The organism is Litorisediminivivens sp. KMU-197, assembly GCF_056858395.1.
Map to the genome: position 1 here is coordinate 195989 of NZ_JBXEQG010000004.1, position 25930 is coordinate 221918.

The following is a 25930-nucleotide window of genomic DNA, read 5'->3' on the forward strand; positions in this document are numbered from 1 at the left end:
ATGGGAAAGTCGATCCTAATTACCGGCGGCGCACGCTCCGGCAAGAGCGCTCTGGCCGAACAGCGGGTGCTCGAGATCGGGCGACCGGCGGTCTACATCGCCACGGCACAGGCCTTCGATGAAGAGATGGCGGCGCGAATCGCGGCCCATCAGGCCAGGCGCGGCGACGACTGGCGCACCCTCGCAGAGCCGCTCGACCTCGCGCAGGCGCTGCATGACAGCGACGGCGATGCGCCGAGGCTGGTGGATTGCCTGACGCTGTGGCTGTCCAATCTGATGCATGCAGGCCGCGACGTCGGCGCCGAAACCTCGGGGCTGATCGAGGCGCTCGCCGAGCAGCGCGCTCCGGTGGTCTTCGTCACAAACGAGGTCGGCGGCGGCATCGTGCCGGAAAACCGTCTGGCGCGGATGTTCCGCGATGAGGCGGGGCTCTTGAACCAGCGGGTTGCGCTGACCTGCGACGAGGTGGTGCTCTGCGTCTCGGGTTATCCGGTGCAGGTCAAACCCGCCGGCGGCACCCCGGACTGACGCAATTCGCGACCCGCCGGTCGCATTTTGGGCTTTCGTAACGCGGACGTTATCTGGTACGAGAAGACAGGTGCCGGGGTCCGCGTGCGGGCCAGGCTTAATAGGGAATCCGGTGCAGCAGGTCACGGCCTGCGAAATCCGGAGCCGCCCCCGCGACTGTAAGTGGGTAGCTGTCGTCATGATCCACTCGTGCACCGGTACGGGGAAGGGGACGGGCCAGCGCCGATCCACGAGCCAGGAGACCTGCCTGCAAATGCAACCGACGACGCTGTCGGGTGAGACAGCGAAAGGAGTACGACCATGACGACCCAGACCCAGACGGTTCAGACCTCGACCGCCACGCAGCCGCTTGTCGCGGTGATCTTTGCCGCCGTTTTTGGCCTCGGCATCATCGGCGTCACCGGGCACGTTCAGGCTTCGACCCTGCATGCGGCGGCTCATGACGTGCGTCACGCCACCGGTTTCCCCTGCCACTGAGCCATGTTCAGCCGTATCCTGACCAGCGCATTGTTCGCTGGCGCAGCCGCCGGGGTTCTCGCGGCGCTGCTGCAACTGCTGTTCGTGCAGCCTGTCCTTCTGCATGCCGAGCTTTACGAAAGTGGGCAGCTTGTGCATTTCGGCGCGGGTGAGACCGCCTCGGCGCATCAGGCGCTATCCGGTTTCGACCCGCTGCGTGACGGGCTGAGCATCCTTTTCACCATGCTGACATACACCGGCTATGCCTTCCTGCTGATCGCCGGCATGGCGCTGGCCGAGGCGCGTGGCGTCGTGGTGGATGGCCGCCGGGGCATCCTGTGGGGTCTGGCAGGCTATGTCGTCTTTCACCTTGCACCTGCCGTTTCGTTGCCGCCGGAAGTGCCCGGCGTTGCCGCGGCAGAGGTCGATGCGCGGCAATTCTGGTGGTTCGCCACCGTCGCTGCCTCGGGCGTTGCGGTCTGGCTGATCGCCTTTGGCCGCAGCCTGACGATGTGGGGCGCGGCCGTGGTGCTGCTGCTCGTGCCGCATCTTGTCGGCGCACCGCATCCCGCAGCCTTTGCCGGCACCGTACCGCCCGAGATCGCTGCGCTGTTCGCGTCGCGGGCACTGGGTGTCGGACTGGCGGCGTGGGTGATGCTCGGCGTCTTTGCGGGCCATTTCTGGCAGCGCGAGGGCGAGGCGGCGCTGGCGGCGCGCCGGGCCTGAGCGCCGCGCAACGGAGGCTCCTGATGGATCGGACCCTTGCCATGCTCGTGATCGGGCTGGTCTTCGGCGGCGGCATCGGCTTTGTCACCGCCGCAGGCTACGGCGTGACGCTCGCCGGCCATGACCACGGCGATCCTGCGCATCACGCCGCAGGCGCCGGACATGACCATGCCACGCCGATCGAGATCGCGGCAGGCCCCGGGGCCCCTGCCCTGACCATCGCGCTGACCCGCGATCCGATGTCCGGCTGGAACCTGCGGATGACCCGGCGGAACTTCCGCTTCGCACCCGAGCGCGTCAGCTCAACGCATGTTCCCGGCGAAGGCCACGCGCACGTCTATGTCAATGATGAAAAGGTGATGCGGGCCTACGGCGACTGGGTACATCTGGACGCCCTGCCCGCCGGTGAGGTGACGGTGAAAGCGGCGCTTTACGGCAATGATCACCGGCCGCTGGTGGTGGGCGGTTCTCCGGTCGCAGACGCCGTTCAGATCAACGTCGAACACCCCTGAACAACCAAAACCCTGCGGCACGTTCAGCGCACCCGCTATGCCCGCTGCCTCTGGTTAATTGTGAAACGCCTCAGTCCAGCGCCGCAACGCGCGAACGGAGGCAGAAGCGCAGGCGGCCGCAGGCCTCTGCATCCTCGATCCAGCCGCGTTCCGCCGCGAAATAGGCGTTGAGCGTACCGATGATGTCGTCCCTGTCGGTCTCCGGATCCACACCGTCAAAAACATATGTCGCGCGGCCCGACCCCTGCACCGCCATGGCCTGTGGCCGGGAACAGGCGTTCAGGCAATCCTGGCCGCGCACCTGCACGTCCAGCCCCGCCCGCGACACAGCGGCGCGAAGGTCGATGGTCTGCCGGTCAAGGGCCTCGGGATTGCATAGACGGCAGAGCGTCAAGACGGCGTCGGGCACGTGTGCCGCTCCTTCTCGGGACGGGTTCCGACACCCGAGTACCCGGTTGCCGCGGCCTCGGCAACACCCCTCGCCCGCCGGTCGGAAACACACCGATTCAGCCGCGCTAGACAGGGCGAGACATGCAGGTGCGAGAATGAGTTGTTGCCTCGCCCCCCAGCTCCGTCTAGGTATTCAATCTTAGAACGAGGAAGTTTAGTGCGCATCCTAATCGCAGACGACCACGACCTGTTGCGCGATACCTTGACCGCGTTTCTCAGTGCAGATTCGGGCATAGTCACCGACGAGGCCGCCAACTTCCCCGAAGCGCGCAAGAAGATCGAGACCCAGCCGAATTACGATCTTGTACTCCTCGATCTGAAGATGCCGGGCATGGCCGGTCTGGCCAGTCTGCGCGAGGCATTGTCGCTCTGCGGCGGTCAGCGGGTAGCGCTGATGTCGGGTCAGGCGACACGCGAGGTCGCTGAACAGGCGCTCGAGATGGGCGCCGCGGGTTTCGTGCCCAAGACGCTGGCGGCCAAATCCCTGGTCAGCGCGATCCGCTTCATGGCCATGGGCGAACAATACGCCCCGATCGACTTCTTCACCGCCGAGCCGGAAGTGATGGACCATCCACTGGCCGAAAAGCTCACGCAGCGCGAATTGCAGGTGCTCGAAGGTCTCACGCGCGGCAAGTCCAACAAGGAAATCGCGCGCGACCTTGGGCTGACGGAGCCCACCATCAAGCTTCACATGAAGACGCTTTACCGCAAGCTCGAAGTCGGCAATCGCACGCAGGCCGCTATCGTGGCACGGGATGCGGAATTGTTCTGAATCTTCTTCAGGTTACGTTACGTTCGGTTCGCCCCCGCCCCACCCCCTGCTTATCTGCCTCTCAGGACAGGCAATTCCGGGGGAGGGTAGATGAGACTTACAGTGGATGGCACGGCGCATGACGTCGATGTCGAAGACGACATGCCGCTCCTTTGGGTGCTGCGCGACGAACTGAACCTGAAGGGCGTGAAATACGGCTGCGGCATCGCGCAATGCGGCGCATGCACGGTGCACCTTGATGGCGAAGCCGTGCGGTCCTGTCAGGTCTGGGCAGCCGATGCCGAAGGCGCAGAGATCACCACCATTCAGGGCCTGGGCCGGCCGGATGCGCTGCATGTCGTACAGGCGGCTTGGATCGAACATCAGGTGGCGCAATGCGGCTATTGCCAGTCCGGCCAGATCATGCAGGCGGCGGCGCTGTTGTCGGAGAACCCGAACCCTACCGATGAGGTCATCTACGAGGTGATGTCGGGCAACCTCTGCCGCTGCGGCACCTACCCGCGCATCCGCGCCGCTGTGCATACCGCCGCAACCCGCCTGAGCGAGGGCTGAGATGGGAAAGATGAAGACCTTTACCCGCCGCGCCTTTCTCGTCGGCACCGCTGCCGTCGCCGGCGGCGTCGCTTTCGGTGTCTACCAGGTGCGCAAGGAACCCGCAAATCCGCTGCTGGCGCAGCTTGAGCCGGGCACGGCGGCGCTGACGCCCTATGTGCGCATCGACGCGGACGGTGTCACGCTGATTACGCCGCGCGCCGACAAGGGCCAAGGCGCGTATCACGTGCAAGCGGCCTTGCTGGCCGAGGAACTGGACGTGGATCTTGAAGACGTGCGCGTCGATCCCGGCCCGCCGGGCCCGGCCTACTGGAACACGGCACTGGCCGAGGAAGTGGCGGAATTCTCGGTCCCGGCTGCAGGCATCATGCGCAACGTGGCCGAGGGCGCCGTGGGTGCGGTGATGAAGCTTTCGGGGATGCAGATCACCGGCGGTTCGACCACGGTGCCGGATGGCTTCGACAAGCTGCGCGCCGCCGCCGCCTCGGCCCGCGAAACCCTGAAGCGCGCGGCCTCGACGCGCGCCGGGGTGGCGGTTAGCGACCTGCGGACCGAAGGCGGCGCGGTGCTGCTGCCTGATGGAACCGCCTTGCCCTATGCCGATCTGGCTGCCGATCTTGTTGAGGCCGAGGTGGTGCAGAACGTACCGCTGCGCCAGCCCGAGGAATGGCGCTACATCGGCAAGCCGATGGCCCGGATCGACATGGTGGCCAAGTGCACCGGCACGCAAGCCTACGGCATCGACACCGAGATCGAGGGCATGGTCCATGCCGCCGTGAGGGTGAACCCGGCGCGTGGCGGCCTGTTGCGCAGCTATGACAGCGCGGAAGCCGAGAAGATGCGCGGCGTGAAGGCCGTGGTGCCTGTCACCGGCGGCATCGCCGTGGTGGCCGACAACACCTGGCGGGCCTTCCGGGCGGTCGAGGCGATCGAGGCCGACTGGGGGCCTTCGCCCATGCCCGCCAGCATGGAGGGTCACTGGCAGGCGCTCAGCGACGCCTTCACGAAGGACAAGCAGGACAGCCGGCAGACGGACGTCGGCGATGTCGACGAGGCGTTGAGCGAGGGCGATGTGATCGCGGCCGAGTACCGCGCCCCTTACCTTGCCCATGCTCCGCTGGAGCCGATCAGTGCCGTGGTTCGGATCGACGAGGATGGCGCCGAGGTCTGGACCGGGACCCAGATCCCCCGTTTCGTGCAGGCCAATGTGGCGCGGATCGCGGGGCTGGAGCCTGCCGACGTCACGCTGCACGTACAGATGATGGGCGGTTCCTTCGGGCACCGGCTCGAAGACGAGGTGGTCAAGCAGGCCGCTGAGATCGCGGTGCAGATGAAGGGCACGCCGGTCAAGCTGACCTATTCGCGCGAAGAGGACATGACGCACGACTTCCCCCGTCAGATCGCCATGGGGCGGCTGCGCGGCAAGGTGGCGGACGGTCAGGTACAGGCGATGGACCTGTCGATCGCTGCGCCCTCGGTCGTGGCCTCGCAAATGGGCCGGCAGGGCTATTCCGTGCCGGGACCGGACAGTCAGATTGTCTCGGGCGCATGGAACGCACCCTTTGCTGTTCCGCACCACCGGGTGACGGGCTTCCGCGCCGATGCGCTGGCGCCGATCTCATCGTGGCGCTCGGTCGGGGCCTCGCACGCCGGCTTCTTCCAGAACGCCGCGCTGGACGAGTTGATCCATGCGGCGGGGGCCGATCCGCTGGAGGAAAGGCTGCGGCTCTGCGACGATCCGCTGGCGGCGAAAGTGCTGGAAGCGGTGGGCGAGATGTCGTCGTGGGACGGCGTTCTGGGCAACGGCAAAGGCCGTGGTGTGGCGCTGACCACCAGCTTCGGGGTGCGCTGCGCCGAGGTGATCGAAGTTACGAATACCGACAGCGGCATCACTATCGACAACGTCTGGGTGGCGGCCGAGGTCGGGCGGGTGATCGACCCGGTGAACTTCGACAACCTCGTGCAAGGCGGGGTGATCTTCGCGCTGGCGCACGCCATGAACTGCGAAATCACCTACGAAGACGGCATGGCTCAACAGTCCAACTTCGACAGCTATCCGGGCATGCGCCTCTATCAATGTCCGGTGATTACGGTGCGCGGGCTAGAGAATGGCGACAATGTGCGCGGGATAGGCGAGCCTCCGGTGCCGCCGGCCGCGCCGGCGCTGGCCGGTGCGATCTTTGCCGCCACTGGCACGCGGCTGCGCGAGATGCCGTTTTCCAAGTTCGTCGACTTCGCCTGACCTTCAGTCGAGTTGCAGCACCCGGGCGTGGGCCCGGGTGACGCCGGCCACCACATCCTCGACGGTGAAGGCCCGCCTGAGATGGGCGTCGAACACGCGACCCTCGGGATCGGTCAGGAACGCCTCGACTCGGTGCCGGTTCACCGTGGTCTCGCCATAAGCCACGCCCAGCGCGAAATGATCGGTGATATGCCCCATGCCCGCGGTGGCGCGGAGCAGCGGAATGTCTTCGGTCACGTCCCGGTTGCCGCCATAGGCCGCCAGACGACGGGGACTGTCGTAGTCGGGATCGTAACTGATGGCACCGACGCGGGCAGGCAAACCGGCAGCCGTCAAGGCACGCGAAAGCGGCGCCAGCTTCTCGATGGTGGCGGAGCATTTCGCCGGGTTCATGCAACGGGTGTAGAAGAAGGCCACGACGTTCACCGGGGCGTCGAAGAAGCTGGCAAAGCTGCCTTCCCGTCCGGTCTGATCCTGCAGACGGATGCCGCCGGGCAGCGGCCCGGTGCTAACCTCCCGTCCCTCGGACACGGACCCTCCACCGCCGCAGCAACACGAAGGTCTCTTCGCCAGCGACCGGGCGGACGCGAACTCACCCAATACGGTGGTCTTCGCCGCGGGGATCATTGCGCGGGGACTGAACCAGATGGTATCGTCGGCGGTGGCGAACCGTCGGGCCGCCGCATCAAGGGCGGTGGCGGCCCAATCCGGCATGGTCCCGGCGCCTGCCAGTGCACGGGCTGCAGCAGCGGCCACATAGGGGCTGTCGCCCAGTTCCAATTCCTCGCGGATGAAGGGCAAGGCCGCGTCCGGCAGCCCGACCTCGGCCAGACGCGCCATCAGGTGGCCGCGCAGCCGGTCTGCCGCGTTGCGCGACAGCCCCGCGTAAATCGGGTGGCGTTCGTCCAGCGCGGCGGCGATGCGAGACCGGACTTCTTGGGGGGGACCGGTCTCGAGTGTTTGCAGTTTGACGGCCGACATCGGTGCTCAGAACTTCTTGGTGACGCTTATCAGCGGCGTGTCGTCGTCCATCGAAGCCGTGGCCGAGTCGTCCTTGCGCAGGACCTGCGGCTGCGGATCGGCCTTGGGCTGCGCCATCTGGCTGCGCAGGCGCGCGGCATGGCCGCCTGCCTCGGCCGAGCCCTTGCGTTCGAGGTCCGCGGCGACCTTTCCCAGATCGTCCTTCAGGTCGTCATCAATCTCTTTCTCCAGCGTCGCCAGCCCCGTGGCCAGCGTGGCGCGCAAGTCGCTGTCCTCGTCGTCGTCACGCGCGATACGCAAAGCGGTCTCCCGAAACCCGTCGGGATCGACGCTGCGAAGCGCCGTGCCGGCGGCCCTGCGCATCTGCTGCGTTTCGCCGCGGTCTTCCAGGACCGACTTGATAAGCCCCTGCGCCCCGGCGTCCTGCGACAGCGCGCGCATGGCTTCGATACGGGTTTCCTCGTCGCTGCTTTCTTCCAACAGCTTCCGCGCCGTGGTCTGGACATCGCTGTGATCATCGGTCGCCAGCAGCCGCAGCGCTTCGGCCTTCGAAACGCGCGCCCCACCGTCCTTGTCTTCCAGCGTGGCAGTAAGAAGCTCTTCGACCAAGGCATCGGCCTCCATGGCCAGAAGGCCGAGCGCATCGCGATAGAGCGCCGGCGGTGCGTCGTCATCCGTCACGATACCACGCAAAGCATCGAGAAACCCCGGACGGTGCTGTCCGAAATCGTCGGCCGCGATATTCATTGCCTGCAAAAGGCGCAGCGCGCCGCGACGTTCCGGCTCGGGCTTTTCAGGGTCTGCTACCGTGGACAGGCTTTCCGTCACGTTTGCATCCGATCCGGGCGAGGCAGAGCGGTCGGCGCTCTTGCCGCCGAGAGTGGCCTTGATCTGTTGCTTGAGCTCTTCAGGGGTCATGCGCCTGCTCCGGATTCGATTTCAAAGGGCACGTCATCGTAGCAGAACCCGATGTCACCACCGGCGCCGGTCTCCAAGGCACCGGTCACATTCATGTAATCGACCATTTGCGCCACCGTCGGCGACGCGCCGGGCAAATCGGTCACGACAGAGCCCTGCAACCCTCCCCCAGGCGCAGTGGACGGTCGGCCGCCGCCGGTCACGCCGTTCCAGGGCCACATGGTATCGTCCAGCCGGTGACCATCGCGATTGCCGTTCACGTAAGTCTGGGGCGTGTTGCGATCGTGGCGGTCATGAACCCATTGCCATTTGGCCCATAGACGATCGACGTTGCAATGCAGCATGAAGAACAGGGGATCGCGCGCGGCGGTCGGGATGGCGCCGATGTATCCGTCAAAGCTGACATGGGCGAAACCGTGCGGGTTGCTTTCATAGTCCGCGCGGAAGGGACCGAAATCCCTGTCGTTGCCCCCCAGCCCCAACGTGGTGACTTCGTCGTTCATCACCCAGTTGCCGCCGGGAAAGACAATTGGCGGCGGTGCCTCGTCCGGCTGAAAGTTCATCGTGCGCAGGATGCCGGTGCTGCCGTCCGTTGCCCAGTTCTCCAACGCGTGGCCGGGCGCGAAGCTGGCGAAGTTGGATGGGCTGTTGACGCCCATGAACTCCGTCGTGAAGACGTTCGGCGCAGCTTCGTCGAACCGCCAGTATGGCAGCGTGACCTCGGGATTGATGGCCTGCAATTCGCGTTCCAGATCAAGCAGGTAGGCCCGGTGCCACGGTGGGAAGCCGCTGTCGCGATGGGCCTGGGGGTCGGATTCGCTGGTGTGCATCGCGCGCAGGTCGCCGAAGCGCCCGGTGCCTTGTCCGTTCAACGTCCCGAAGGCCGCAAGAAAGCGGTCACGCTCGGTCTCGGTCAGGGTGTTGGCGTTCTTGCGCACGCGGACCATCGCCGGGATCGCGCCCAGTGCCTGACCGTTCATCGCCACCTCCAGCGCCGCGTCGCCGAAGCTTTCGCTGGGCTGGCCGAATTCGCCCGCCATCCAGAATTCAGCCGGCGTACCGTTGGCCGGGATGGTCAGGGCGATTTCGTCATTGCCACTGTTGGCGCGCGTGGGCGAAAACCAGAACCTGCCGGTGGACCCACCGTTGCGGAAGGTCAGGTCAAGGTCGGGGGCCCCCGCGGGCACATTGGTCTGTCGGACCCTTACCCGGATCGGAACCCAGGTCATGAACAGCCGGTTCTGGGAATCGAGATTTGGAATTTCTAGCTGAATCACGGCAAATACCCTCTGGAAATACCAGAGGGTATCATGTTTCAGCTTGCAATCATAGCGTGAGCAGCGGCCCAGCCATGGCGATCATGTGTTGAACAGGAAGTGCATCACGTCGCCGTCCCTGACGACATAGGTCTTGCCCTCGGCGCGCATCTTCCCGGCTTCCTTGGCGGCCTGTTCGCTGCCTGCGGCGACATAATCGTCATAGGCGATTGTCTCGGCACGGATGAACCCTTTTTCGAAATCACCGTGAATCACGCCTGCCGCCTGCGGCGCGCGGGTGCCTTCGCGGATGGTCCAGGCGCGGGCCTCCTTGGGGCCGACGGTAAAATAGGTTTCAAGGTGCAGCAGGTCGTAACCGGCGCGGATCAGACGGTCGAGTCCGGCCTCCTCGAGCCCCATCTCTTCAAGGAACATAGCGGCTTCCTCGTCGTCGAGCTGGCTGATTTCCTCTTCGATCTGGGCCGAGATGATGACATGACCGGCCCCCTGCTCTGCCGCCATTTCGGCGACCTTGGCGGAATGCTCGTTGCCGTCCGCCGCGCTGGCTTCATCGACGTTGCAGACGTAGAGGATCTTCTTGGACGTCAGAAGTTGCAGGTTTTTCCAGGCCTTGCGGTCCTCTTCATCGACCTCGACCAGACGGGCGGGCTTGCCGTCTTCCAGCATCTCCTGCGCTGCGGCAAGCAGGCGGTCCTGCTGCGCAGCCTCCTTGTCGTTGCCCTTCAGCTTTCGGACAAGCCCGGCGCGGCGCTTCTCGATGCTTTCCAGGTCGGCCAGCATCAGCTCGGTCTCGATCACCTCGGCGTCGGCTACCGGATCGACCCGGCCATCGACGTGGGTGACGTCACCGTCTTCGAAACAGCGCAGCACGTGAGCAATGGCGTCGGTCTCGCGGATGTTGGCAAGAAACTGGTTGCCGAGGCCCTCGCCCTTGGACGCGCCCTTCACCAGACCCGCGATGTCGACAAAGGTCATGCGGGCCGGGATGGTCTGCTTGGACTTCGCCATCTCGGCCAGCTTGTGAAGGCGGGCGTCGGGTACGGCCACTTCGCCCACGTTGGGCTCGATGGTGCAGAACGGGAAGTTGGCCGCCTGCGCGGCGGCGGTCCGCGTCAATGCGTTGAACAACGTCGACTTGCCGACGTTCGGCAGTCCGACGATCCCCATCCTGAAGCCCATGGCGCACGCTCCTATCCTGTGTACGGGCCGCTTCTATTGACGCGGCGGGGCAAGCGCAAGCACCGCCACGCTCCCTGACCATGGACAAGCCCGCGCAAATTCGGCACATGTCCGGGGACAGATTGCAAGGACCGGACCCATGACCCGCATCGACGCCAAATTCGCCGCGCTGAAGGATGAAAACCGCAAGGCCTTCGTCGCCTATGTCATGGCTGGCGACCCCGATTTCGACGCCTCGCTGGAACTGGTCCGCGGCTTGCCGGGCGCCGGGGTCGACGTGATTGAACTGGGCCTGCCCTTCACCGATCCGATGGCCGATGGCACCACCATCCAGCTGGCCGGTCAGCGCGCGCTCGACGGTGGCATGACGCTCGACCGCACGCTGGAACTGGCGACCAAGTTCCGCGAGGGCGACGACAGCACGCCGATCGTGCTGATGGGGTATTACAACCCGATCTATTCGCGCGGCGTGGCCAAGTTTCTCGGGCAGGCCAAGGACGCCGGCATCGACGGGTTGATCATCGTCGACCTGCCCCCCGAAGAGGACGAAGAGCTCTGCATCCCGGCGCAGGCCGCGGGGCTGAACTTCATCCGGCTTGCCACCCCTACCACCGACGACAAGCGTCTGCCGAAGGTGCTGCAGAACACCAGCGGCTTCGTCTACTACGTGTCGATCACCGGCATTACCGGATCGGCCGAGGCGCAGGCCGGCGATGTCGGCCCCGAGGTGGCGCGGATCAAGGCCGGCACCGATCTGCCGGTCATCGTGGGCTTCGGCATCAATACGCCCGACAAGGCGCGCGACGTGGCGTCGGTGGCGGATGGCTGCGTGGTGGGATCGGCCATCGTGCAGAAGCTGGGCGACGGCAAGAGCACCGACGAGGTGTTGAGCTTCGTGAAATCGTTGGCGGACGGCGCGCACAGCGCCTGATCAGTCCAGCCGGGCGACCAGCCATTCGGCCATGGCACGGGCCAGGACCTCGCGCTTGACCGGTTTGGCGACGTGGCTGTCGATGCCTCGGCGCAGGTAATCTTCGACCTGGTGGGTCATGGCGTTGGCGGTCAGCGCGATGATTGGGCAGTGGCGCAATCCGTTGGTCGCCTCATGCGCGCGGATCGCCGCTGCCGCTTCCAGCCCGCCCATCACCGGCATGTTCACATCCATCAGCACAAGGTCAAACCCGCCCGCCTGATACGCCTTGAGCGCCTCGGCCCCGTTTTCGACCATCGTCATCCGCAACGGATAGCGTTTCAGCATGTGGTGCAGCACCAGTTGGTTGGTGCGATTGTCCTCGGCCGCAAGGATCGCCCAGGGCCGAGCGAAAAGAACCGCTTCCGCGTCGAGCCGCTCGGTCTCCTGCACGGCCTCGTCGCCTTTGCAAAGGGCGACATTGAAAACCGCGGTAAAGACCGAGCCGCCCCTCGCATTGGGCTGAAAGGTCAGGTCGCCGCCCATCAATCGGCAGATCTTGCGCGAAATCCAAAGCCCCAGTCCGGTGCCGCCGTGACGCCGTGTGATCGAGGCGTCAGTCTGCGAGAACGGCTTGAACAGCAGGTGTCTCTTGTCGTCCGCGATGCCCGGTCCTGTATCGGTGACGGTCACCGCCAGTTGCGTGCCCTCCGCGCCTTGCGTTATTTCGGCTGCAAGGCTGACGGACCCGGCCAAGGTGAACTTCAGGGCGTTCGACACCAGGTTCGACACGACCTGACGCAGGCGGGTCGGATCCGAAACTACCCGCGTTGCCGGCGCAAGACTGAAATCGCGGGTGAAGGTCAGGCCTTTTGCCTCGGCCTTGTGATCATAAAGGCGGAAAACCCCGTCCAGCAGTTCGATCAGGTCGAACTCGATGGTTTCCAGCTCAAGCTGCTCGGCCTCGATCTTCGTCAGATCGAGGATGTCGTTGACGATCGACAGCAGCGCCTGACCTGAGCCGGTCATGACCTCGAGCATGTCCTTCTGCATGTTCTCCAGACCGGATTCGTTCAGTGCCTCAGCCATTCCGAGGATGCCGTTCAGCGGGGTGCGGATCTCATGGCTGATCATGGCAAGGAAAGCGGTCTTGGCGTCGTTGGCGCGCTCGGCCTCACCCTTGGCGCGGTTCAGCGCGGCGGTACGGATGCGCACCTGCTCTTCCAGGGAAGCCGCCTGCAGCTTCAGCGCTTCGTTGGCTTCGAACAGCTCGCGACTCTTGCCGTCAAGCAGACGCTCTGCCTCTTCCCGCGCCTTGCGTTCGCGCAGATAGCGCCGCCGGGAAACCGGCCCATCGGCCTTGGTTTGCGCCTCTTCGCCCAAGGTGTCACCCGGTGAGCCGGATGCAGAATTCCGCGGACTTGTCGTTCTTGGGATCGGACTGTGCCACCGAGATCTCGGCCGGTTCACCGAAATGCGCGACGCAGGCCTCGATCATCCCCTTGCAGAAGGGCACAAGCGGCCGGTCGGAGGCGTAAGTCATCTTGATCGCGCGGTCGCCCTGCCATTCGGTGCGAAAGGTGGGCAGTTCGGCATCCGGATAGAGCTTTCGCACCTCGACGTGCACCTCGTTCTCGATCGCGTCGAGCATCATCAGGGCGTTAGCCTTGTCCGCGAAGAAGTCGGGGTAGGTCTCGACGAAGCGGCCATGGATCCATTGACCGAACCGGCGCTGCAACTCGGGGACGGCGATGCCGGTGTGATCGCCGATGGCGTCAACGATGGCCATCAGCTCGCTGCACGGATAGTTGCCGACGGCATTGTAGGCCCCGTCGCTGTCCAGCACGAGGTTGTCGAGGATGTCGTCGACCGCGTCCTCGCCGATGGTCTGTTCGGCCATGCTCAGCAATTCGGTGAATACCATACCCTTCATGCGGCTCCTCCTTCGCATCCTGTTCCCCCAATAAACCTGCATTGGTAAAGTCCGGCTTAAGCCGGTTCCGCGCCACTTGCGCGGGCACCCGCAAAGCGGTAAGAAATATTGACCAATTTCAAGGATAGCGTCCTCTCATGCCCGTGATTACCTCGATCGAAGACCTCAAACGCCTGCACAAGGCCCGCGCGCCGAAGATGTTTTTCGACTATTGCGAGTCGGGCAGCTGGACCGAGAAGACGTTCCGCGAAAACACCTCGGATTTCGAAGAGATCAGGTTGCGTCAAAGGGTTGCGGTGGACATGTCGAACCGCACCACCGCCACGCAGATGATCGGCCAGGACGTGGCCATGCCGGTGGCACTGGCCCCGGTCGGCATGACCGGGATGCAGCACGCGGACGGCGAGATACTGGCGGCGCGGGCGGCGGAGAAATTCGGCGTTCCCTATACCCTGTCGACGATGTCGATCTGCTCGATCGAGGACGTGGCCGAAAACACCACGAAGCCGTTCTGGTTCCAGATCTATACAATGACAGACGACGATTATGTTCGCCGCCTTCTGGAACGCGCACGCGACGCAGGGTGCTCGGCGCTGGTGATCACACTCGATCTGCAAATCCTCGGCCAGCGGCACAAGGACCTGAAAAACGGCCTTTCAGCCCCGCCCAAAATGACGCCCGCAGTGATCGCCGACCTGGCGACGCGTTGGCGCTGGGGATTGGGCATGTTGCAGACCAAACGACGTGGCTTCCGCAATATCGTGGGGCACGTAAAGGGCGTCTCCGATCCTTCTTCGCTGATGGCTTGGACGGCCGAGAAATTCGATCCGACCCTCGACTGGTCCAAGATCGCCAAGCTCAAGGAGATGTGGGGCGGCAAGGTGATCCTGAAGGGCATACTAGATGCCGAGGACGCGAAAATGGCGCTTCAGGTCGGTGCCGACGCCATCATCGTGTCGAACCACGGCGGGCGCCAGCTTGACGGGGCGCTGTCCTCGATCAGGGTGCTGCCCGAGATCATGGACGCGGTGGGCGACCAGATCGAGGTGCATCTCGACAGCGGCATCCGTTCAGGTCAGGACGTGCTGAAGGCGGTGGCGCTGGGGGCCAAGGGCACCTGGATCGGACGCGCCTATATCTACGGCCTGGGCGCGATGGGCGAGGCCGGGGTGACGAAGGCGCTTGAGGTGATCCACAAGGAACTGGACGTGTCGATGGCGCTCTGCGGCAAGCGCGACATCAACGATGTCGGGCGCGATGTGCTTCTGGTGCCCGAAGATTTCGGCGGGCGCTGGCAGAAGTAGACGGGCCTCGACAGACGGAACCACCGTCCCGGACCTGATCCGGGACCTCTTCTCAGACGTTGGCGGTGAGGTCCCGGACCACGTCCGGGACCGGGTCGCGCAGACGCGCGGGGCGGCCGTGGTGCCGCCTCGTTCAGTCCTACTCGGCCCATTCCCATGGGCGGGTGTAGGCGCCGAGCACGTGGCTGACATCCTCGTCCCGGGCGGTGTCGGACCGAGCGATGCGCGCCACCAGGCCGCGCTTCTTGTCGTCGATCACCTCGGCCACGTGGGCGTTGACCCCACGCTCTTCCAGCGCCGCGTCATAGACACGTTTGATCGCCTGCTTGCGCAGGTCGGGCTTGAACACCTTGCCAACGGCGGTCTTGGGCAGTTCGTCGAGGATTGTCAGGTGCTTGGGCTGCGCCGCGCGCTCGTGGACATGCGTCTTGCAGTGCGCCATCAACTCTTCCTCGGTGACGCTGGCCCCGCCGACAAGTTCGACATAGGCGCAGGGCAGTTCGCCCGAATGCGCATCGGGCTGTCCGATGGCGCCGGCAAAGGCCACCGCCGGGTGCTCCAGCAGCGCCTCCTCGATCTCGGCCGGGTCGATGTTGTGGCCGCCGCGGATGATCAGGTCCTTGGCGCGGCCGGTGATCCACAGGTAGCCGTCCGAATCGATGCGCCCCAGATCGCCGGTGCGCAGATAGATATCCTCGTGAAACAACTCGTGGTTCTTGTCGGCCTCGGTATAGGTTGAGCCCGCGTAGACACCGGGGTTGGCGACGCAGATCTCGCCGATCTCGTCCACCGCGCATTCCTCGGGGCCGTTGCCGTTCCGCTTGATGATCTTGACGTGGCAATAGGGCAGCGGGATGCCGACCGATCCGACCTTCTTTTCGCCCTCGGTCGGATTGACTGACACAAGGCAGGTCGCCTCGGTCAACCCGTAGCCCTCGATGATCTGCACGTCAGAGGCGCTTTCGAACCGCTTGAACAGTTCCATCGGCATCGGAGCAGAGCCCGAAAACGCCGTCTTGACCGTAGAGATGTCCGCATCCACCGGCCGCTGCATCAGCGCCGAAACGGCAGTGGGCACGGTGATGATGAAGGTGATCTTCCAGCGTTCGATCAGCTTCCAGAAGTTGTCAAAGACGCCTTCGCCGCGATAGCCCTGCGGCGTCGGAAACACCACCTGCGCGCCGGAGCTCACGGCCGCCATCAGGATCACGTGCACCGCGAAGACGTGGAACATCGGCAGCGGGCACATGATGCTGTCGGTCTCGTCAAACAGCAGCCGGGCGCCAAGCCAGCCGTTGTAGATCATCCCGGAATAGAGGTGCTGCGCGACCTTGGGCATGCCGGTGGTGCCGCCGGTGTGGAAATAGGCGGCGACGCGGTCCTTCTGGATGTCCTCGAAATCCAGTTTCGTGTTCTGGCGCTGCATCTCGGCCACGAAGCTCGCGACCTTGGCCTTGTGCCCGACCGGGTTCTTGGGCCGCACCAGCGGCACGATCCAGCTTTTCGGCGGGGTCAGATAGCGGTTGAGGTCGATCTCCAGCACGTGCTTGACACCGGGCGCGTCTTCCAGCGCGGTGGCGACCTTCTGGGCCACATCGGTCTTGGGGAAGCTTCGCAGCGTGACAACCACCTTGGCCTTGGTCTCGCGCAGGATGGCCGAGATCTGCTCGGGCTCCAGCAGCGGGTTGATCGGGTTGACGATGCCCGCGATCATCCCTCCGTAAAGCGCATAGGCGGTCTCAAGGCAGTTGGGCAGCACGAAGGCCACCACGTCGTTCTCGCCGACGCCAAGGCTGCGGAACAGGTTTGCGGCCTGATTGGTGCGCTCCTGAAACTGCTTCCACGTCGCGGTCTCGGCCGGGTCCGTCGCGCCCGAAAACAGCTGATAGCTGATTGCCGGTCGATCCGGAAACCGCGTGGCGACGCGGTCGATCAACCCGTGGATTGTGACCGGAACCTCGCGGTCCTCCCACGGCATTTCATTCTCAATGGCGTCGCGACCTGCAACGTTGGCAAAACCCATGTCTTTCCCTCCCCTAAAGCCCGTCTCCCGCGGGCTTTTCCTTGCGCGGCAGGATGGTCGCGAAATGTCGCGCGTGCAAGAGTGACGCACGGTCCAGCACAGCGCGACGCGGCGTCCAAGCGCGGGCGCGGGGCGTCACTCGGCGGCGATTCCGTCGGTGAACTGCATCCGGGCCAGCCGTGCATAGAGTCCGTCCTCTGCCACCAGCGCGTCATGGCTGCCCACGGCGACGACCTGCCCGTGGTCCATGACCACGATGCGGTCGGCCTTCTTCACCGTGGCCAGACGGTGCGCGACGATGATCGTCGTCCGGTCGCGGCTGAGTGCATCGACCGCGCGCTGCACCGCGCGTTCGCTTTCGGCATCGAGCGCGCTTGTCGCCTCGTCCAGCAGCAGCACCGGCGCGTCGCGCAGGATGGCGCGGGCGATGGCGATGCGCTGCTTCTGTCCGCCCGAAAGCATCACGCCGCGTTCGCCAAGCTGGCTGTCATAGCCTTCGGGCAGCTTCATGATGAAGTCGTGGGCGGCAGCGGCGCGGGCGGCTTCCTCGATCTCGGCGTCCGTCGCATCGGGGCGGCCATATCGGATGTTTTCCCGCGCCGAGGCGGCGAAAATCACCGGGTCCTGCGGCACCAGCGCCAGTGCGCGCCGAAAGTCGCTGCGGCGCATCGCGGCAATGTCGACGCCATCCAGTGTGATGCGGCCCGATGCCGGATCGTAGAACCGCAGCAGCATCTGGATGATCGTGGTCTTGCCGGCCCCGGACGGCCCGACAAGGGCGACGGTCTCTCCCGGCGCGATGGTCAGGTCAACGTGATCCAGGGCTGAGACGTCGGGGCGCTGCGGATAGGTGAAGCTGACATCCTCAAAGCGGATCGCACCGGTGACCTCGGCAGGCAGCGGCAGAGGCGCGGAGGGGTCCGACACCGCGTCCTGCGCGTGCAACAGCTCGACCAGACGCTCGGTCGCCCCGGCAGCACGCTGCAATTCGCCGAAAATCTCGGACAGGGCGGCCGTCGACCCCGCCACCATCACCGCGTATATCACGAACTGCACCAGCGACCCGGCGCTCATGTCGCCGGCCCTTACGTCGCGGGCGCCGATCCAAAGCACGCCGACAACGCCAGTGAAAACCAGAAAGATCACGATTGCCGTCATCAGCGCGCGGGTGGTGATGCGGCGCTTTGCGGCGTCGAGCGACTTGTCGGTGACGTCGGAAAAGGCGCCTTGGGTCAGCCTTTCGTGGGTAAAGGCCTGAACCGTCTGCACCGCGGTCAGGCTTTCCGACGCGCTGCCCGAGGACGAGGCGATCCAGTCCTGGTTCTCGCGGCTCAGCACCCGGAGCCGGCGGCCCAGCGTCAGGATCGGCACCACGACCGCCGGCACGATCAGCAGCACCAACCCTGTCAGCTTGGGCGAGGTCATCAGCATCAGAGCCATGCCACCTAGGAAGATCAGCAGGTTGCGCAGCGCGATCGACACAGAGGATCCGATCACCGACAAGATCAGCGTGGTGTCGGTGGTGATCCGGCTGACGACCTCTCCGGTCATGATCTTTTCATAGAAAGCAGGCGACAGGCCGATGACCCTGTCGAAGACGGCCTTGCGGATGTCGGTCACCACCTGCTCGCCCAGCCGCGTGACCAGTGCGTAGCGCAGCGCCGTGCCGACGGCCAACAGCGCAGCGATGACCAGCGCGGCAGAGAAATAAAGATCGAGCAGCGCGCCGTTTTCGGCGCTGAAGTTGTCGATTACGCGGCGCACGGCCAGCGGCAGGATCAGCGAAATGCAGGCGGTCGAAATCAGCGCCAGTGCCGCGGCGGCCAGCAGCCCGCGATAGGGCTTCAGGAATGGCCAGAGCGCGGCCAGTGCGCCGATCTGCTTTGACTTGTCCCGCTCTTCGCTGGGCTGGCCCATTCCTCGCGCCATCAGGCTCTCCTTCCGGTTTCGGGGTGGTTTACGGAAAGCGATGGGCGGGGGCAAGCTGTGCAGCCTGTCTCCGGCACCGGTGTTCTAAATTCGTTAGGTTTTGCCTGATAGCGAGGTGCGAAAAGGATGTGCCCTTGACCGCGACCGGCCGAATGCTGCTGCTCTGTGTCCTCGCTTGCCCTACCGCCACAGCGGCCGCGAGCCTTTTTGACACCGCCGGCGCCGATCGGTTGGGGCTGACAAATGCGCCGCGGCTTCCGCTGACCGGCGCGGGACTTCAGGCCAGCGAGATACCCCCTGCCACGGGCGCGCGCGGCAGCCTCTGGCAAGCCTCGCTGCCGTCGCTCGGCACGCGCGTGGCCCCGCCCGTGACTTCTGTACCGGAAGGGTCGGACCACGGCGATTCCATCGCGGTCTATCGTGATGAAGCTAGCAGACAGGCGCGACTGCATGGCATTCCCGAGGCGCTGTTTTTAGCCCTGATCCGTCAGGAATCGGCGTGGAACCCCAGGGCGCTCTCATCCGTGGGCGCCATTGGGCTGGCCCAGTTGATGCCGGGAACGGCACGTGAGTTGGGGGTCGATCCCTATGATCCGGTGCAGAACATCCGCGGCGGGGCGCGATACCTGAGCCAGCAATATGACAGGTTCGGCAGCTGGCGGCTGGCGCTTGCCGCTTATAACGCCGGGCCGGGCGCGGTGCGCAAACACGGCGGTGTGCCGCCCTACCGGGAGACGCAGACCTATATCCGTAAGATTCTCGGCAAATAGCCCAAAAGGAAACCGCCCGCTCCGATCCGGAGGGGCGGCTTTCACGTCACGATCGCGGCGGCTCAGGCGGCGACCGGAAAGGCGGCCGTTTCGGCCTCTTCGATGAAGACCTTGTGCAGCGCCTTGATGGCAGGCTTCAGGTCCTCACGTTCGAGGATGAACTGCGTGTCCACGTTGCGCGGCCCTTGGCTGGCGCCAAGCGTAGTGTGACCTGCGTCGGCAATCGCCTGCAACCCGCGTGTCAGTACCGACAGGCCGTTCAGGTCCCGCCCGATTACGGCGGCCATCGCCAGCGTCCGCGAGGAAATCTCGGCCTGCGGATAGAGTTTGGACAGGTCACGCTCGACCCGCCGCATGGTCTTCAACGAGGCGTCGACGTAATGCGTGATCGTGTTGGCATTGGACACCTTTGACACGATACGAACGTCGTGGCGCGTCAGCACTTCGAGGATCGCAGCGTCGTAGCCTTTCACGCCGACCATGTCCTGCTCGAACACCTCCAGTGCGATCACGTCCAGCCCGGTGACCATCTCGACAGCCGGGGTGTCGGTCTTCTGGTCGTCGATCAACGTGCCCGGATCGCCCGGATCGAAGGCGTTTGTCACCCGCAAGGGAACCTCCGCCTGGCGCAGGGTCTTCGCGGCCTTGGGGTGGATCGCCTCCATCCCCATGTTCGACAACTGGTCGGCCACGTCATAGTTGGTCCGGCCCAGCTTGCGCACTGCCTCGGCGCCGACCAGCTTGGGATCGGCAGAGCTGAGGTGGAATTCCTTGTGGATGATCGCCTCGCGCGCACCGGTCAGGGCCGCCAGTTTCGAGAAGGTCACTTCGGAATAGCCCCGGTCGAATTCACGCATCAGGCCCTCGGCGCATTGCGCGTAGCCGGTGACGATGGGCATCTCGATGGCCGGATCGACGTTCTCGAACGCCTGGTTGATGCGCTCGTCAAGCGACACAACGCCCTCGTCGCGCCAGCCCGATAGGTCCACCAAGCGTGCATTCACGCCGGCGCGCTGCAGTAGCAGCGTGGCCACCAGCGCGGAATGCGCCTCGCCCAGCCCCGAAAGCAGCTCGCGGATCTGCAACAGGTGCGATTCCAGCCGGAAATGGCCGTAGGAACAAAGCCTTTGCAAATCGATCAGGCAGTTGCGTGCGCCCTCGATACGCTCGCGCACGAACTCCGCCGCGCGGTCGCGATCGCCGGTGTGGTCCAGCACCGTCTCATGTGCCTCGACCATGGCGGCAGCGACGCGGTCCAGCGCGTCGTGCCAGCCGTGATCGGTGTCGGCGCTGGCGAAATCAGCGTAGACGCCGGGCTTGCCGGTCTTCTTGTGTTCCAGAAGCAGGTCGGTGATTCCGCCGAAGGCGGAGACCACGAACACCCGGCCGTAAAGGTTGTCACGGTCGCCGATAAACAGCGTGTCCCGCAACTCGTCCAGCCGCGACATCGACGTGCCGCCGATTTTCTCGACTGTATGGGTCATGCGTCCTCCAGTTCCTCCGGTGCCGCATAGGATCCGTCTTCGCGGTGCACTTCCTTGCCGGTCACCGGCGGATTGAAGCAGCAAGCCATGACAAGCTCTTCCTCGGCCCGCAGCACGTGGCGGTCATGTTCGTTCAGCGCGTACATGACACCGGGCGCGATCTCGTGCGTCTCGCCGGTGGCAAGATCGGTGATCGAGCCCTTGCCCTGCATGCAGTAGACGCTCTCGAAGTGGTTCTTGTACTCGAAGGTGTGCTCCGAACCTTCCTTGAGGAAGGTGATGTGGAACGAAAAGCCCATCCCGTCATCTGCCAGCAGCATACGCACCGATGTCCAATCCGCATCCGACACGACGCGCGACTTCTGGTTTTCGACGATCTTGTTGAAGTCTCTGACAATCATGGTGTTACTCCGCTGCGATCTGCATGGTTTCGTTGGCCTTGGCGGCCTCCTCGGCGGCCTCCAGCAGGATGGCAAAGCCCTTCTTGAAGGTCTCGTCCGGGGTGGTCAGCGGTGCCAGCACCTTGACCACTTCGTCGTTCGGACCGGAGGTCTCGATCACCAGACCCTTTTCGAAGGCACGCCCGCAGATGTCGGCGGCCAGTTCGCCCGAGCCGACATCGACGCCGCGCATCAGGCCGCGGCCCTTCAGGTAGGCGCCGTCGAACAGGTCGGCCACGGCCTGCAGGCCGTCAATAATGATCTGCTCGCGGCGCTTCAGCGTCTCGGCAAAGCTGTCGTCGGCCCAGAACTTTTCAATCGCGACGCGGGCAGTGACGAAGGCGTGGTTGTTGCCACGGAAGGTTCCGTTGTGCTCGGCAGGGCCGAAGACGTCGTGCTGCGGACGCACAAGGACCAGCCCCATCGGCAGGCCGAAGCCCGAGATGGATTTCGCCATGGTGATGATATCGGGCGTGACGCCGAATTCCTCAAACGAAAAGAACCCGCCGGTCCGGCCACAGCCCGCCTGCACATCGTCAATGATCAGCAGCGCGCCGTGCTCTTCGGCCAGCTTGGCAACCTTTTGCACCCATTCGGCAGACGCAGCGTTGAGGCCACCCTCGCCCTGCACCGTTTCAAAGATGATCGCCGCCGGGGCGTCCATGCCGGACGAGGCGTCGCCCAGCATCTTTTCTAGCAGGCGCGTGGTGTCGAAATCCTCGCCCATGTAGCCGTCATAGGGCATCCGCGTCACGCCGGGCAGTTCGGTCCCTGCCCCGCCACGGTGATAGCCATTGCCGGTGGCCGACAGCGCACCAAGCGTCACGCCGTGGAACCCGTTGGTGAACGAGATCACGTTGGTGCGGCCGGTGACCTTGCGGGCTAGCTTGATCGCGGCCTCGACGGCGTTGGCGCCGGTCGGACCGGTGAACATCACCTTATGGTCCAGATCGCGCGGCTTGAGGATGTGCTCCTCGAAGGCGCTCAGGAAATCCGCCTTGGTATTGGTGTGCAGGTCGAGGCCATGCGCAACGCCATCGTTCGAGATATGCTCGATCAGCGCCGCCTTCATGTCGGCGTCGTTGTGACCGTAGTTCAGCGACGAACACCCGGCGAGAAAGTCGATGTACTCGCGGCCCTCGACGTCGGTCATTATCGACCCGGACGCGCCGGTGAAGGTGGTGGTGAAACCGCGGCAGTACGAGCGGGCTTCGCTCTCGCGGCGTTCGAAAATAGTATTCTGTTGGGTCTCGGTCATGAGGCCCTCCTTTGGTTCGGTAAATCTGTAGGGTGATGACGCGGGGATCAGGCAGCGCGCAGCAGCTTCTCTTCTTCCGGCAGCTCGATCGTCACCATGTGTTCGGTGGCGTGCTGGCCGTCGAAATGCGCATCGCGCTTAAAGTGCGGCTCGTCCGACATCTCGCCGCCGATCTGGCGGGCGAAGCTGCGGAACAGACCCCAGGACGCGTCGTTGTCCTTGGTGATCGTGGTTTTCATCTCTTTCGCATCAGCGCATTCGTCGCGCTGCACGAGGTGGGCCAGCATCTTGCGGCCCAGGCCCAGACCGCGCGCATCGGCGCTGACGGCGACCTGCCAGACGAAGAAGGCATCCTGACCGGGGATCATGTGGCCGGAGACCCAGCCGACGATCTTGCCGTCCAGTTCCGCCACCACGCAGGTGTCGCGGAAATGATCGGCCTGGATCAGGTTGCAGTACATCGAGTTCTCGTCGAGTGGCTGGCAGTTGCCTACCAGCTCCCATATTTCGGCCCCGTCCGTCGCTTCGGGTTTACGCAGACGGGGCGTGCCCTTTCGGGGCAGATCGAGATCTTTCGGCATAGGGTCATCCTCGCTTCGATTACTTCGACTACCTAACTAACAAGCGGCGACCACTGTTTCAACATCTAAAGCAAAATATGCGCTAATAGCGCGATTTTGGCACGTTTAGGCCAATTTTTATTAAAGGAAAGTGGAAAATACTACTTAGACTTCCTGATGAAGCCCTGCACAAAGCAAACGATTGATCGCAGTGGGAAATTCGTGCGATGGTGTCGCCATGATGACGCAAGACAATCCCCGCACCGACCAAAGCCTGATCGCGCTTCGACGAATCCTGCGTGCGACCGAGCTTTACGAACGGTCGCTGGCGCAGGCCGCGGGCCTGAGTTCAGCGCAGTTGCGGGTGTTGCAGATAGTGGCCTCGCAAGGCTCTGATGGCACTACACCCTCGGCCCTGGCGGCGCAGATGGGGGTCAGCCAGGCCACGGTGACGACCCTGGTCGACAAACTGGTGGCCCGCACCATGGTCCAGCGCCAGCGGTCCCAGCGTGACCGGCGGCAGACCAACGTCATCATCACCGAAACCGGCCGCAAGGCGGTCGAAACCTCGCCCGACGCCCTGCAACAGCGCTTCGTGACCTCCTTCAACACCCTGCAGGACTGGGAGCAGGCGCAGCTCATCGCCTCGCTCGAACGGGTCGCCGCCATGCTGGACGCCCGCGACATCGACGCCGCGCCGGTGCTGACCATCGGCGACATTCATTCGGAAAAGCGGGGCAACTGAGCCTTCGGGCCGTTACCCCGCCACACTGCCCGGCCGGGGTATGAGGTCCCGGGTCAGGCCCGGGACCGGTCCTGCTGGTCCGGCATCGTCCCAGCCAGCCGTTGTAACAGCGTGTCACGCGTCACCACACCCAGACTACCGCCTTCGTCGGCCACCTGGATCGCATTGACCTCGTCCGAGAACATCGGCACCAGCGCGTCGATCGGCGTCTCCGGTCCCACTTCGGGCGCGCCTTCTGCCCGGCCCTCCGCCATCATGTCACGTGCGCAGAGCACACCCAGCGGGTTCATATGCGCCACAAAGTCCGCCACGTACTCGGTTGCCGGGTTCGAGAAAATCTCGCGCGGGGTGCCGCATTGCACGATGCGCCCCCCTTCCATGATGGCGATGCGGTCGCCGATCTTGAACGCTTCGTCGAGGTCATGACTGACGAAGATGATCGTCCGCCCGAGCCTCTGTTGCAGGTCCAGCAACTCGTCCTGAAGCCGGGTGCGGATCAGCGGGTCGAGCGCGCTGAACGGCTCGTCCATCAGCAGCACCGGCGCCTTGGTCGCGAAGGCCCGCGCCAATCCGACGCGCTGCTGCATCCCGCCCGACAATTCCCCGACCTTGCGGTCGGCCCAGTCGGCCAGCCCGACCAGCGCCAGCTCTTCCTCGGCCTGCGCATTGCGCTTGGCCTTGGACATGCCGCCCAATTCAAGCCCCAGTACCACGTTGTCACGCACCGTGCGCCACGGCAGCAGCCCGAACTGCTGGAACACCATGGCAACGTGGCTCAGCCGCACGTCGCGCAGCGTTGCCTTGTCGGCGTTGGTGACATCCACCATCCGGTCGCCACAGCGCACCCGCACCGCGCCGCGCGCCACGGGGTTCAGCCCGTTGACCGCCCTGAGGAGCGTCGACTTCCCCGATCCCGACAGGCCCATGAGCACGAGGATCTCGCCCTCGCCGACCTCGATATTGCAGTTATGGACACCCAGCACCTGCTTGGTCCGGTTCTGGATCTCGGCCCGGTCGAGGCCCTTGTCCATCAGCGGCAGGGCCTCTTCTGGATGATTACCGAAAACGATAGAGACATTGTCGAACTCGACGGCGTTGTTTGAAGTGCTCATTTGCGAACCACCCTCAGCATGCGGTCGAGCATGATGGCGACCACGACAATGACAAAACCGCTCTCGAATCCGAGCGACGTGTTGACCTGGTTGAGAGCCCGCACCACCGGCACCCCCAGCCCGTCGGCGCCCACCAGTGCCGCAATCACAACCATCGACAGCGACAGCATGATGGTCTGGTTGAGCCCGGTCATGATCTGCGGAAAGGCATAGGGCAGCTCGACCTTGACCAGCTTCTGCCAGCCGGTCGCGCCGAAGGCATCCGCCGCCTCGAGCAGCGCCGAAGGCGTAGAGGTCACGCCAAGGTGGGTCAGCCGGATCGGCGCCGGCACCACGAAGATCACCGTGGCGATCAAACCGGGCACCATGCCGATGCCAAAGAACACGATCGCGGGAATGAGGTAGACGAAGGTCGGCAGGGTCTGCATCAGGTCCAGCACCGGCCGCATCCAGGCATATAGCTTGGGCCGATGCGCCACCGCGATGCCCACCGGAACGCCGATCCCCATGCAGACCACGCAGGCCGACAGCACCAGTGTCAGGCTTTCGGTGGTTTCTTCCCAATAGCCCTGGTTGAGGATGAACAGGAAGCCCAGCACCACGAACAGCGTGACCTTCCAGTTGCGCTGCAACACCCAGGTAAGACCCGCGAAGAGTGCGATGATGATCAGCGGATGCGGCGTCTGCAACACCCAGAGGATGCCTTCGATCAGCCAATCCATCACGTCGGACAACCCGTCGAAGAACCACGCGCCGTGCGTTTGCATCTGGTCGAAAACCCACGCGGCGCCCTTGCCCACCGGAATTTTGTTGTCGGTCAGCCAATCCATGCGCGGGCCTCCGGGTTGCCGAATTTCGTGTCTGCTGTC

General features: G+C 64.5%; 26 protein-coding genes and 1 riboswitch. Of the genes, 11 read left to right on the top strand and 15 right to left on the bottom strand.

The genetic code is table 11. The features are described from left to right. The 4 genes from cobU to AC04PT_RS11000 all read left to right on the top strand — a co-directional run bounded on the left by cobU (position 1) and on the right by AC04PT_RS11000 (position 2222). The gene (gene cobU, locus AC04PT_RS10985) at positions 1-528 is read left to right on the top strand and encodes a bifunctional adenosylcobinamide kinase/adenosylcobinamide-phosphate guanylyltransferase (protein ID WP_482873727.1); all 528 of its coding nucleotides are present in this window, start codon (positions 1-3) and stop codon (positions 526-528) included. Between the two features lie 51 nt (positions 529-579). Continuing rightward, positions 580-793, top strand: a riboswitch (cobalamin riboswitch). Between the two features lie 35 nt (positions 794-828). Further along, complete coding sequence (locus tag AC04PT_RS10990; protein WP_482873728.1) at positions 829-1005, top strand: CbtB domain-containing protein; 177 nt, start codon at positions 829-831, stop codon at positions 1003-1005. 3 nt (positions 1006-1008) lie between these two features. Continuing rightward, on the top strand, positions 1009-1710 hold the full coding sequence (locus AC04PT_RS10995) for a CbtA family protein (RefSeq protein ID WP_482873729.1): 702 nt from the start codon (positions 1009-1011) through the stop codon (positions 1708-1710). Between the two features lie 23 nt (positions 1711-1733). Further along, positions 1734-2222, top strand: a complete 489-nt coding sequence (locus tag AC04PT_RS11000; protein WP_482873730.1) for a hypothetical protein — start codon at positions 1734-1736, stop codon at positions 2220-2222. A 70-nt stretch (positions 2223-2292) separates the two neighbouring features. Here AC04PT_RS11000 and AC04PT_RS11005 read toward each other — a convergent pair whose 3' ends face one another. Continuing rightward, positions 2293-2631 (bottom strand): DUF1636 family protein, encoded by a 339-nt coding sequence (locus AC04PT_RS11005; protein ID WP_482873731.1) that lies wholly within the window; start codon positions 2629-2631, stop codon positions 2293-2295. A gap of 198 nt (positions 2632-2829) precedes the next feature. Between AC04PT_RS11005 and AC04PT_RS11010 the strand changes: the two genes are divergently transcribed. The 3 genes from AC04PT_RS11010 to AC04PT_RS11020 all read left to right on the top strand — a co-directional run bounded on the left by AC04PT_RS11010 (position 2830) and on the right by AC04PT_RS11020 (position 6238). Continuing rightward, positions 2830-3444: a response regulator gene (locus AC04PT_RS11010; RefSeq protein ID WP_482873732.1), complete on the top strand. Its 615-nt coding sequence runs from the start codon at positions 2830-2832 to the stop codon at positions 3442-3444. A gap of 90 nt (positions 3445-3534) precedes the next feature. Further along, positions 3535-3996 (top strand): (2Fe-2S)-binding protein, encoded by a 462-nt coding sequence (locus AC04PT_RS11015; protein WP_482873733.1) that lies wholly within the window; start codon positions 3535-3537, stop codon positions 3994-3996. Between the two features lies 1 nt (position 3997). Then, positions 3998-6238 (top strand): xanthine dehydrogenase family protein molybdopterin-binding subunit, encoded by a 2241-nt coding sequence (locus tag AC04PT_RS11020; protein ID WP_482873734.1) that lies wholly within the window; start codon positions 3998-4000, stop codon positions 6236-6238. A gap of 3 nt (positions 6239-6241) precedes the next feature. On the opposite strand, the gene AC04PT_RS11025 is transcribed toward AC04PT_RS11020, so the two are convergent. The 4 genes from AC04PT_RS11025 to ychF all read right to left on the bottom strand — a co-directional run bounded on the left by AC04PT_RS11025 (position 6242) and on the right by ychF (position 10593). After that, positions 6242-7219 carry an SCO family protein gene (locus AC04PT_RS11025; protein WP_482873735.1) on the bottom strand — a complete coding sequence of 326 codons (978 nt, stop codon included), beginning with the start codon at positions 7217-7219 and terminating at the stop codon, positions 6242-6244. Positions 7220-7225: 6 nt separating this feature from the next. Continuing rightward, positions 7226-8137, bottom strand: a complete 912-nt coding sequence (locus tag AC04PT_RS11030; RefSeq protein ID WP_482873736.1) for a hypothetical protein — start codon at positions 8135-8137, stop codon at positions 7226-7228. Next, positions 8134-9366 (bottom strand): tyrosinase family protein, encoded by a 1233-nt coding sequence (locus AC04PT_RS11035; protein WP_482873737.1) that lies wholly within the window; start codon positions 9364-9366, stop codon positions 8134-8136. The genes AC04PT_RS11030 and AC04PT_RS11035 overlap by 4 nt, the downstream gene beginning before the upstream one ends. 129 nt (positions 9367-9495) lie before the next feature. Beyond that, the gene (gene ychF, locus AC04PT_RS11040; protein WP_482873738.1) at positions 9496-10593 is read right to left on the bottom strand and encodes a redox-regulated ATPase YchF; all 1098 of its coding nucleotides are present in this window, start codon (positions 10591-10593) and stop codon (positions 9496-9498) included. Positions 10594-10732: 139 nt separating this feature from the next. Between ychF and trpA the strand changes: the two genes are divergently transcribed. Then, positions 10733-11524 carry a tryptophan synthase subunit alpha gene (gene trpA / locus AC04PT_RS11045; RefSeq protein ID WP_482873739.1) on the top strand — a complete coding sequence of 264 codons (792 nt, stop codon included), beginning with the start codon at positions 10733-10735 and terminating at the stop codon, positions 11522-11524. On the opposite strand, the gene AC04PT_RS11050 is transcribed toward trpA, so the two are convergent. Then, a complete protein-coding gene (locus tag AC04PT_RS11050; protein ID WP_482873740.1) occupies positions 11525-12886 on the bottom strand; it encodes an ATP-binding protein in 1362 nt (453 codons plus the stop codon). A gap of 4 nt (positions 12887-12890) precedes the next feature. Continuing rightward, the gene (locus tag AC04PT_RS11055) at positions 12891-13436 is read right to left on the bottom strand and encodes a heme NO-binding domain-containing protein (RefSeq protein WP_482873741.1); all 546 of its coding nucleotides are present in this window, start codon (positions 13434-13436) and stop codon (positions 12891-12893) included. A gap of 137 nt (positions 13437-13573) precedes the next feature. Between AC04PT_RS11055 and AC04PT_RS11060 the strand changes: the two genes are divergently transcribed. Next, the gene (locus AC04PT_RS11060) at positions 13574-14740 is read left to right on the top strand and encodes an alpha-hydroxy acid oxidase (protein WP_482873742.1); all 1167 of its coding nucleotides are present in this window, start codon (positions 13574-13576) and stop codon (positions 14738-14740) included. Between the two features lie 139 nt (positions 14741-14879). On the opposite strand, the gene AC04PT_RS11065 is transcribed toward AC04PT_RS11060, so the two are convergent. Both AC04PT_RS11065 and AC04PT_RS11070 read right to left on the bottom strand, forming a co-directional pair. Further along, complete coding sequence (locus AC04PT_RS11065) at positions 14880-16763, bottom strand: acyl-CoA synthetase (protein ID WP_482873743.1); 1884 nt, start codon at positions 16761-16763, stop codon at positions 14880-14882. A 135-nt stretch (positions 16764-16898) separates the two neighbouring features. Beyond that, positions 16899-18692: an ABC transporter transmembrane domain-containing protein gene (locus AC04PT_RS11070; protein ID WP_482873744.1), complete on the bottom strand. Its 1794-nt coding sequence runs from the start codon at positions 18690-18692 to the stop codon at positions 16899-16901. Between the two features lie 152 nt (positions 18693-18844). Between AC04PT_RS11070 and AC04PT_RS11075 the strand changes: the two genes are divergently transcribed. Continuing rightward, positions 18845-19462 (top strand): lytic transglycosylase domain-containing protein, encoded by a 618-nt coding sequence (locus AC04PT_RS11075; protein ID WP_482873745.1) that lies wholly within the window; start codon positions 18845-18847, stop codon positions 19460-19462. A gap of 62 nt (positions 19463-19524) precedes the next feature. Here AC04PT_RS11075 and AC04PT_RS11080 read toward each other — a convergent pair whose 3' ends face one another. The 4 genes from AC04PT_RS11080 to ectA are packed head-to-tail and all read right to left on the bottom strand — an operon-like array spanning position 19525 to position 23225. Continuing rightward, positions 19525-20946, bottom strand: coding sequence for an aspartate kinase (locus AC04PT_RS11080; RefSeq protein WP_482873746.1), 1422 nt, complete (start codon positions 20944-20946; stop codon positions 19525-19527). Beyond that, complete coding sequence (locus tag AC04PT_RS11085) at positions 20943-21347, bottom strand: ectoine synthase (protein WP_482873747.1); 405 nt, start codon at positions 21345-21347, stop codon at positions 20943-20945. The genes AC04PT_RS11080 and AC04PT_RS11085 overlap by 4 nt, the downstream gene beginning before the upstream one ends. Positions 21348-21351: 4 nt before the next feature. Further along, positions 21352-22644 carry a diaminobutyrate--2-oxoglutarate transaminase gene (gene ectB / locus AC04PT_RS11090; RefSeq protein ID WP_482873748.1) on the bottom strand — a complete coding sequence of 431 codons (1293 nt, stop codon included), beginning with the start codon at positions 22642-22644 and terminating at the stop codon, positions 21352-21354. Between the two features lie 47 nt (positions 22645-22691). Beyond that, the gene (gene ectA / locus AC04PT_RS11095) at positions 22692-23225 is read right to left on the bottom strand and encodes a diaminobutyrate acetyltransferase (RefSeq protein ID WP_482873749.1); all 534 of its coding nucleotides are present in this window, start codon (positions 23223-23225) and stop codon (positions 22692-22694) included. 217 nt (positions 23226-23442) lie between these two features. Between ectA and AC04PT_RS11100 the strand changes: the two genes are divergently transcribed. Further along, positions 23443-23949, top strand: a complete 507-nt coding sequence (locus AC04PT_RS11100) for a MarR family winged helix-turn-helix transcriptional regulator (protein WP_482873750.1) — start codon at positions 23443-23445, stop codon at positions 23947-23949. 53 nt (positions 23950-24002) lie between these two features. Here AC04PT_RS11100 and choV read toward each other — a convergent pair whose 3' ends face one another. Next, positions 24003-25061 (bottom strand): choline ABC transporter ATP-binding protein, encoded by a 1059-nt coding sequence (gene choV, locus AC04PT_RS11105; protein WP_482873751.1) that lies wholly within the window; start codon positions 25059-25061, stop codon positions 24003-24005. Next, positions 25058-25891, bottom strand: a complete 834-nt coding sequence (choW, locus tag AC04PT_RS11110; RefSeq protein WP_482873752.1) for a choline ABC transporter permease subunit — start codon at positions 25889-25891, stop codon at positions 25058-25060. Before choW ends, choV begins: the two co-directional genes overlap by 4 nt. Between the last annotated feature and the right edge of the window lie 39 nt (positions 25892-25930).

Coding starts and splice junctions, on each gene's coding strand:
- AC04PT_RS11085 (WP_482873747.1), bottom strand. CDS start 21,347: ATGATTGTCAGAGACTTCAACAAGATCGTCGAAAACCAGAAGTCGCGC.
- ectA (WP_482873749.1), bottom strand. CDS start 23,225: ATGCCGAAAGATCTCGATCTGCCCCGAAAGGGCACGCCCCGTCTGCGT.
- AC04PT_RS11055 (WP_482873741.1), bottom strand. CDS start 13,436: ATGAAGGGTATGGTATTCACCGAATTGCTGAGCATGGCCGAACAGACC.
- AC04PT_RS11035 (WP_482873737.1), bottom strand. CDS start 9,366: ATGACCTGGGTTCCGATCCGGGTAAGGGTCCGACAGACCAATGTGCCC.
- AC04PT_RS11075 (WP_482873745.1), top strand. CDS start 18,845: ATGCTGCTGCTCTGTGTCCTCGCTTGCCCTACCGCCACAGCGGCCGCG.
- AC04PT_RS11015 (WP_482873733.1), top strand. CDS start 3,535: ATGAGACTTACAGTGGATGGCACGGCGCATGACGTCGATGTCGAAGAC.
- AC04PT_RS11065 (WP_482873743.1), bottom strand. CDS start 16,763: ATGGGTTTTGCCAACGTTGCAGGTCGCGACGCCATTGAGAATGAAATG.
- AC04PT_RS11025 (WP_482873735.1), bottom strand. CDS start 7,219: ATGTCGGCCGTCAAACTGCAAACACTCGAGACCGGTCCCCCCCAAGAA.
- AC04PT_RS11000 (WP_482873730.1), top strand. CDS start 1,734: ATGGATCGGACCCTTGCCATGCTCGTGATCGGGCTGGTCTTCGGCGGC.
- AC04PT_RS11100 (WP_482873750.1), top strand. CDS start 23,443: ATGATGACGCAAGACAATCCCCGCACCGACCAAAGCCTGATCGCGCTT.
- cobU (WP_482873727.1), top strand. CDS start 1: ATGGGAAAGTCGATCCTAATTACCGGCGGCGCACGCTCCGGCAAGAGC.
- AC04PT_RS11020 (WP_482873734.1), top strand. CDS start 3,998: ATGGGAAAGATGAAGACCTTTACCCGCCGCGCCTTTCTCGTCGGCACC.
- choV (WP_482873751.1), bottom strand. CDS start 25,061: ATGAGCACTTCAAACAACGCCGTCGAGTTCGACAATGTCTCTATCGTT.
- AC04PT_RS11070 (WP_482873744.1), bottom strand. CDS start 18,692: ATGGCGCGAGGAATGGGCCAGCCCAGCGAAGAGCGGGACAAGTCAAAG.
- AC04PT_RS11030 (WP_482873736.1), bottom strand. CDS start 8,137: ATGACCCCTGAAGAGCTCAAGCAACAGATCAAGGCCACTCTCGGCGGC.
- choW (WP_482873752.1), bottom strand. CDS start 25,891: ATGGATTGGCTGACCGACAACAAAATTCCGGTGGGCAAGGGCGCCGCG.
- ectB (WP_482873748.1), bottom strand. CDS start 22,644: ATGACCGAGACCCAACAGAATACTATTTTCGAACGCCGCGAGAGCGAA.
- AC04PT_RS11080 (WP_482873746.1), bottom strand. CDS start 20,946: ATGACCCATACAGTCGAGAAAATCGGCGGCACGTCGATGTCGCGGCTG.
- AC04PT_RS10995 (WP_482873729.1), top strand. CDS start 1,009: ATGTTCAGCCGTATCCTGACCAGCGCATTGTTCGCTGGCGCAGCCGCC.
- trpA (WP_482873739.1), top strand. CDS start 10,733: ATGACCCGCATCGACGCCAAATTCGCCGCGCTGAAGGATGAAAACCGC.
- ychF (WP_482873738.1), bottom strand. CDS start 10,593: ATGGGCTTCAGGATGGGGATCGTCGGACTGCCGAACGTCGGCAAGTCG.
- AC04PT_RS11060 (WP_482873742.1), top strand. CDS start 13,574: ATGCCCGTGATTACCTCGATCGAAGACCTCAAACGCCTGCACAAGGCC.
- AC04PT_RS10990 (WP_482873728.1), top strand. CDS start 829: ATGACGACCCAGACCCAGACGGTTCAGACCTCGACCGCCACGCAGCCG.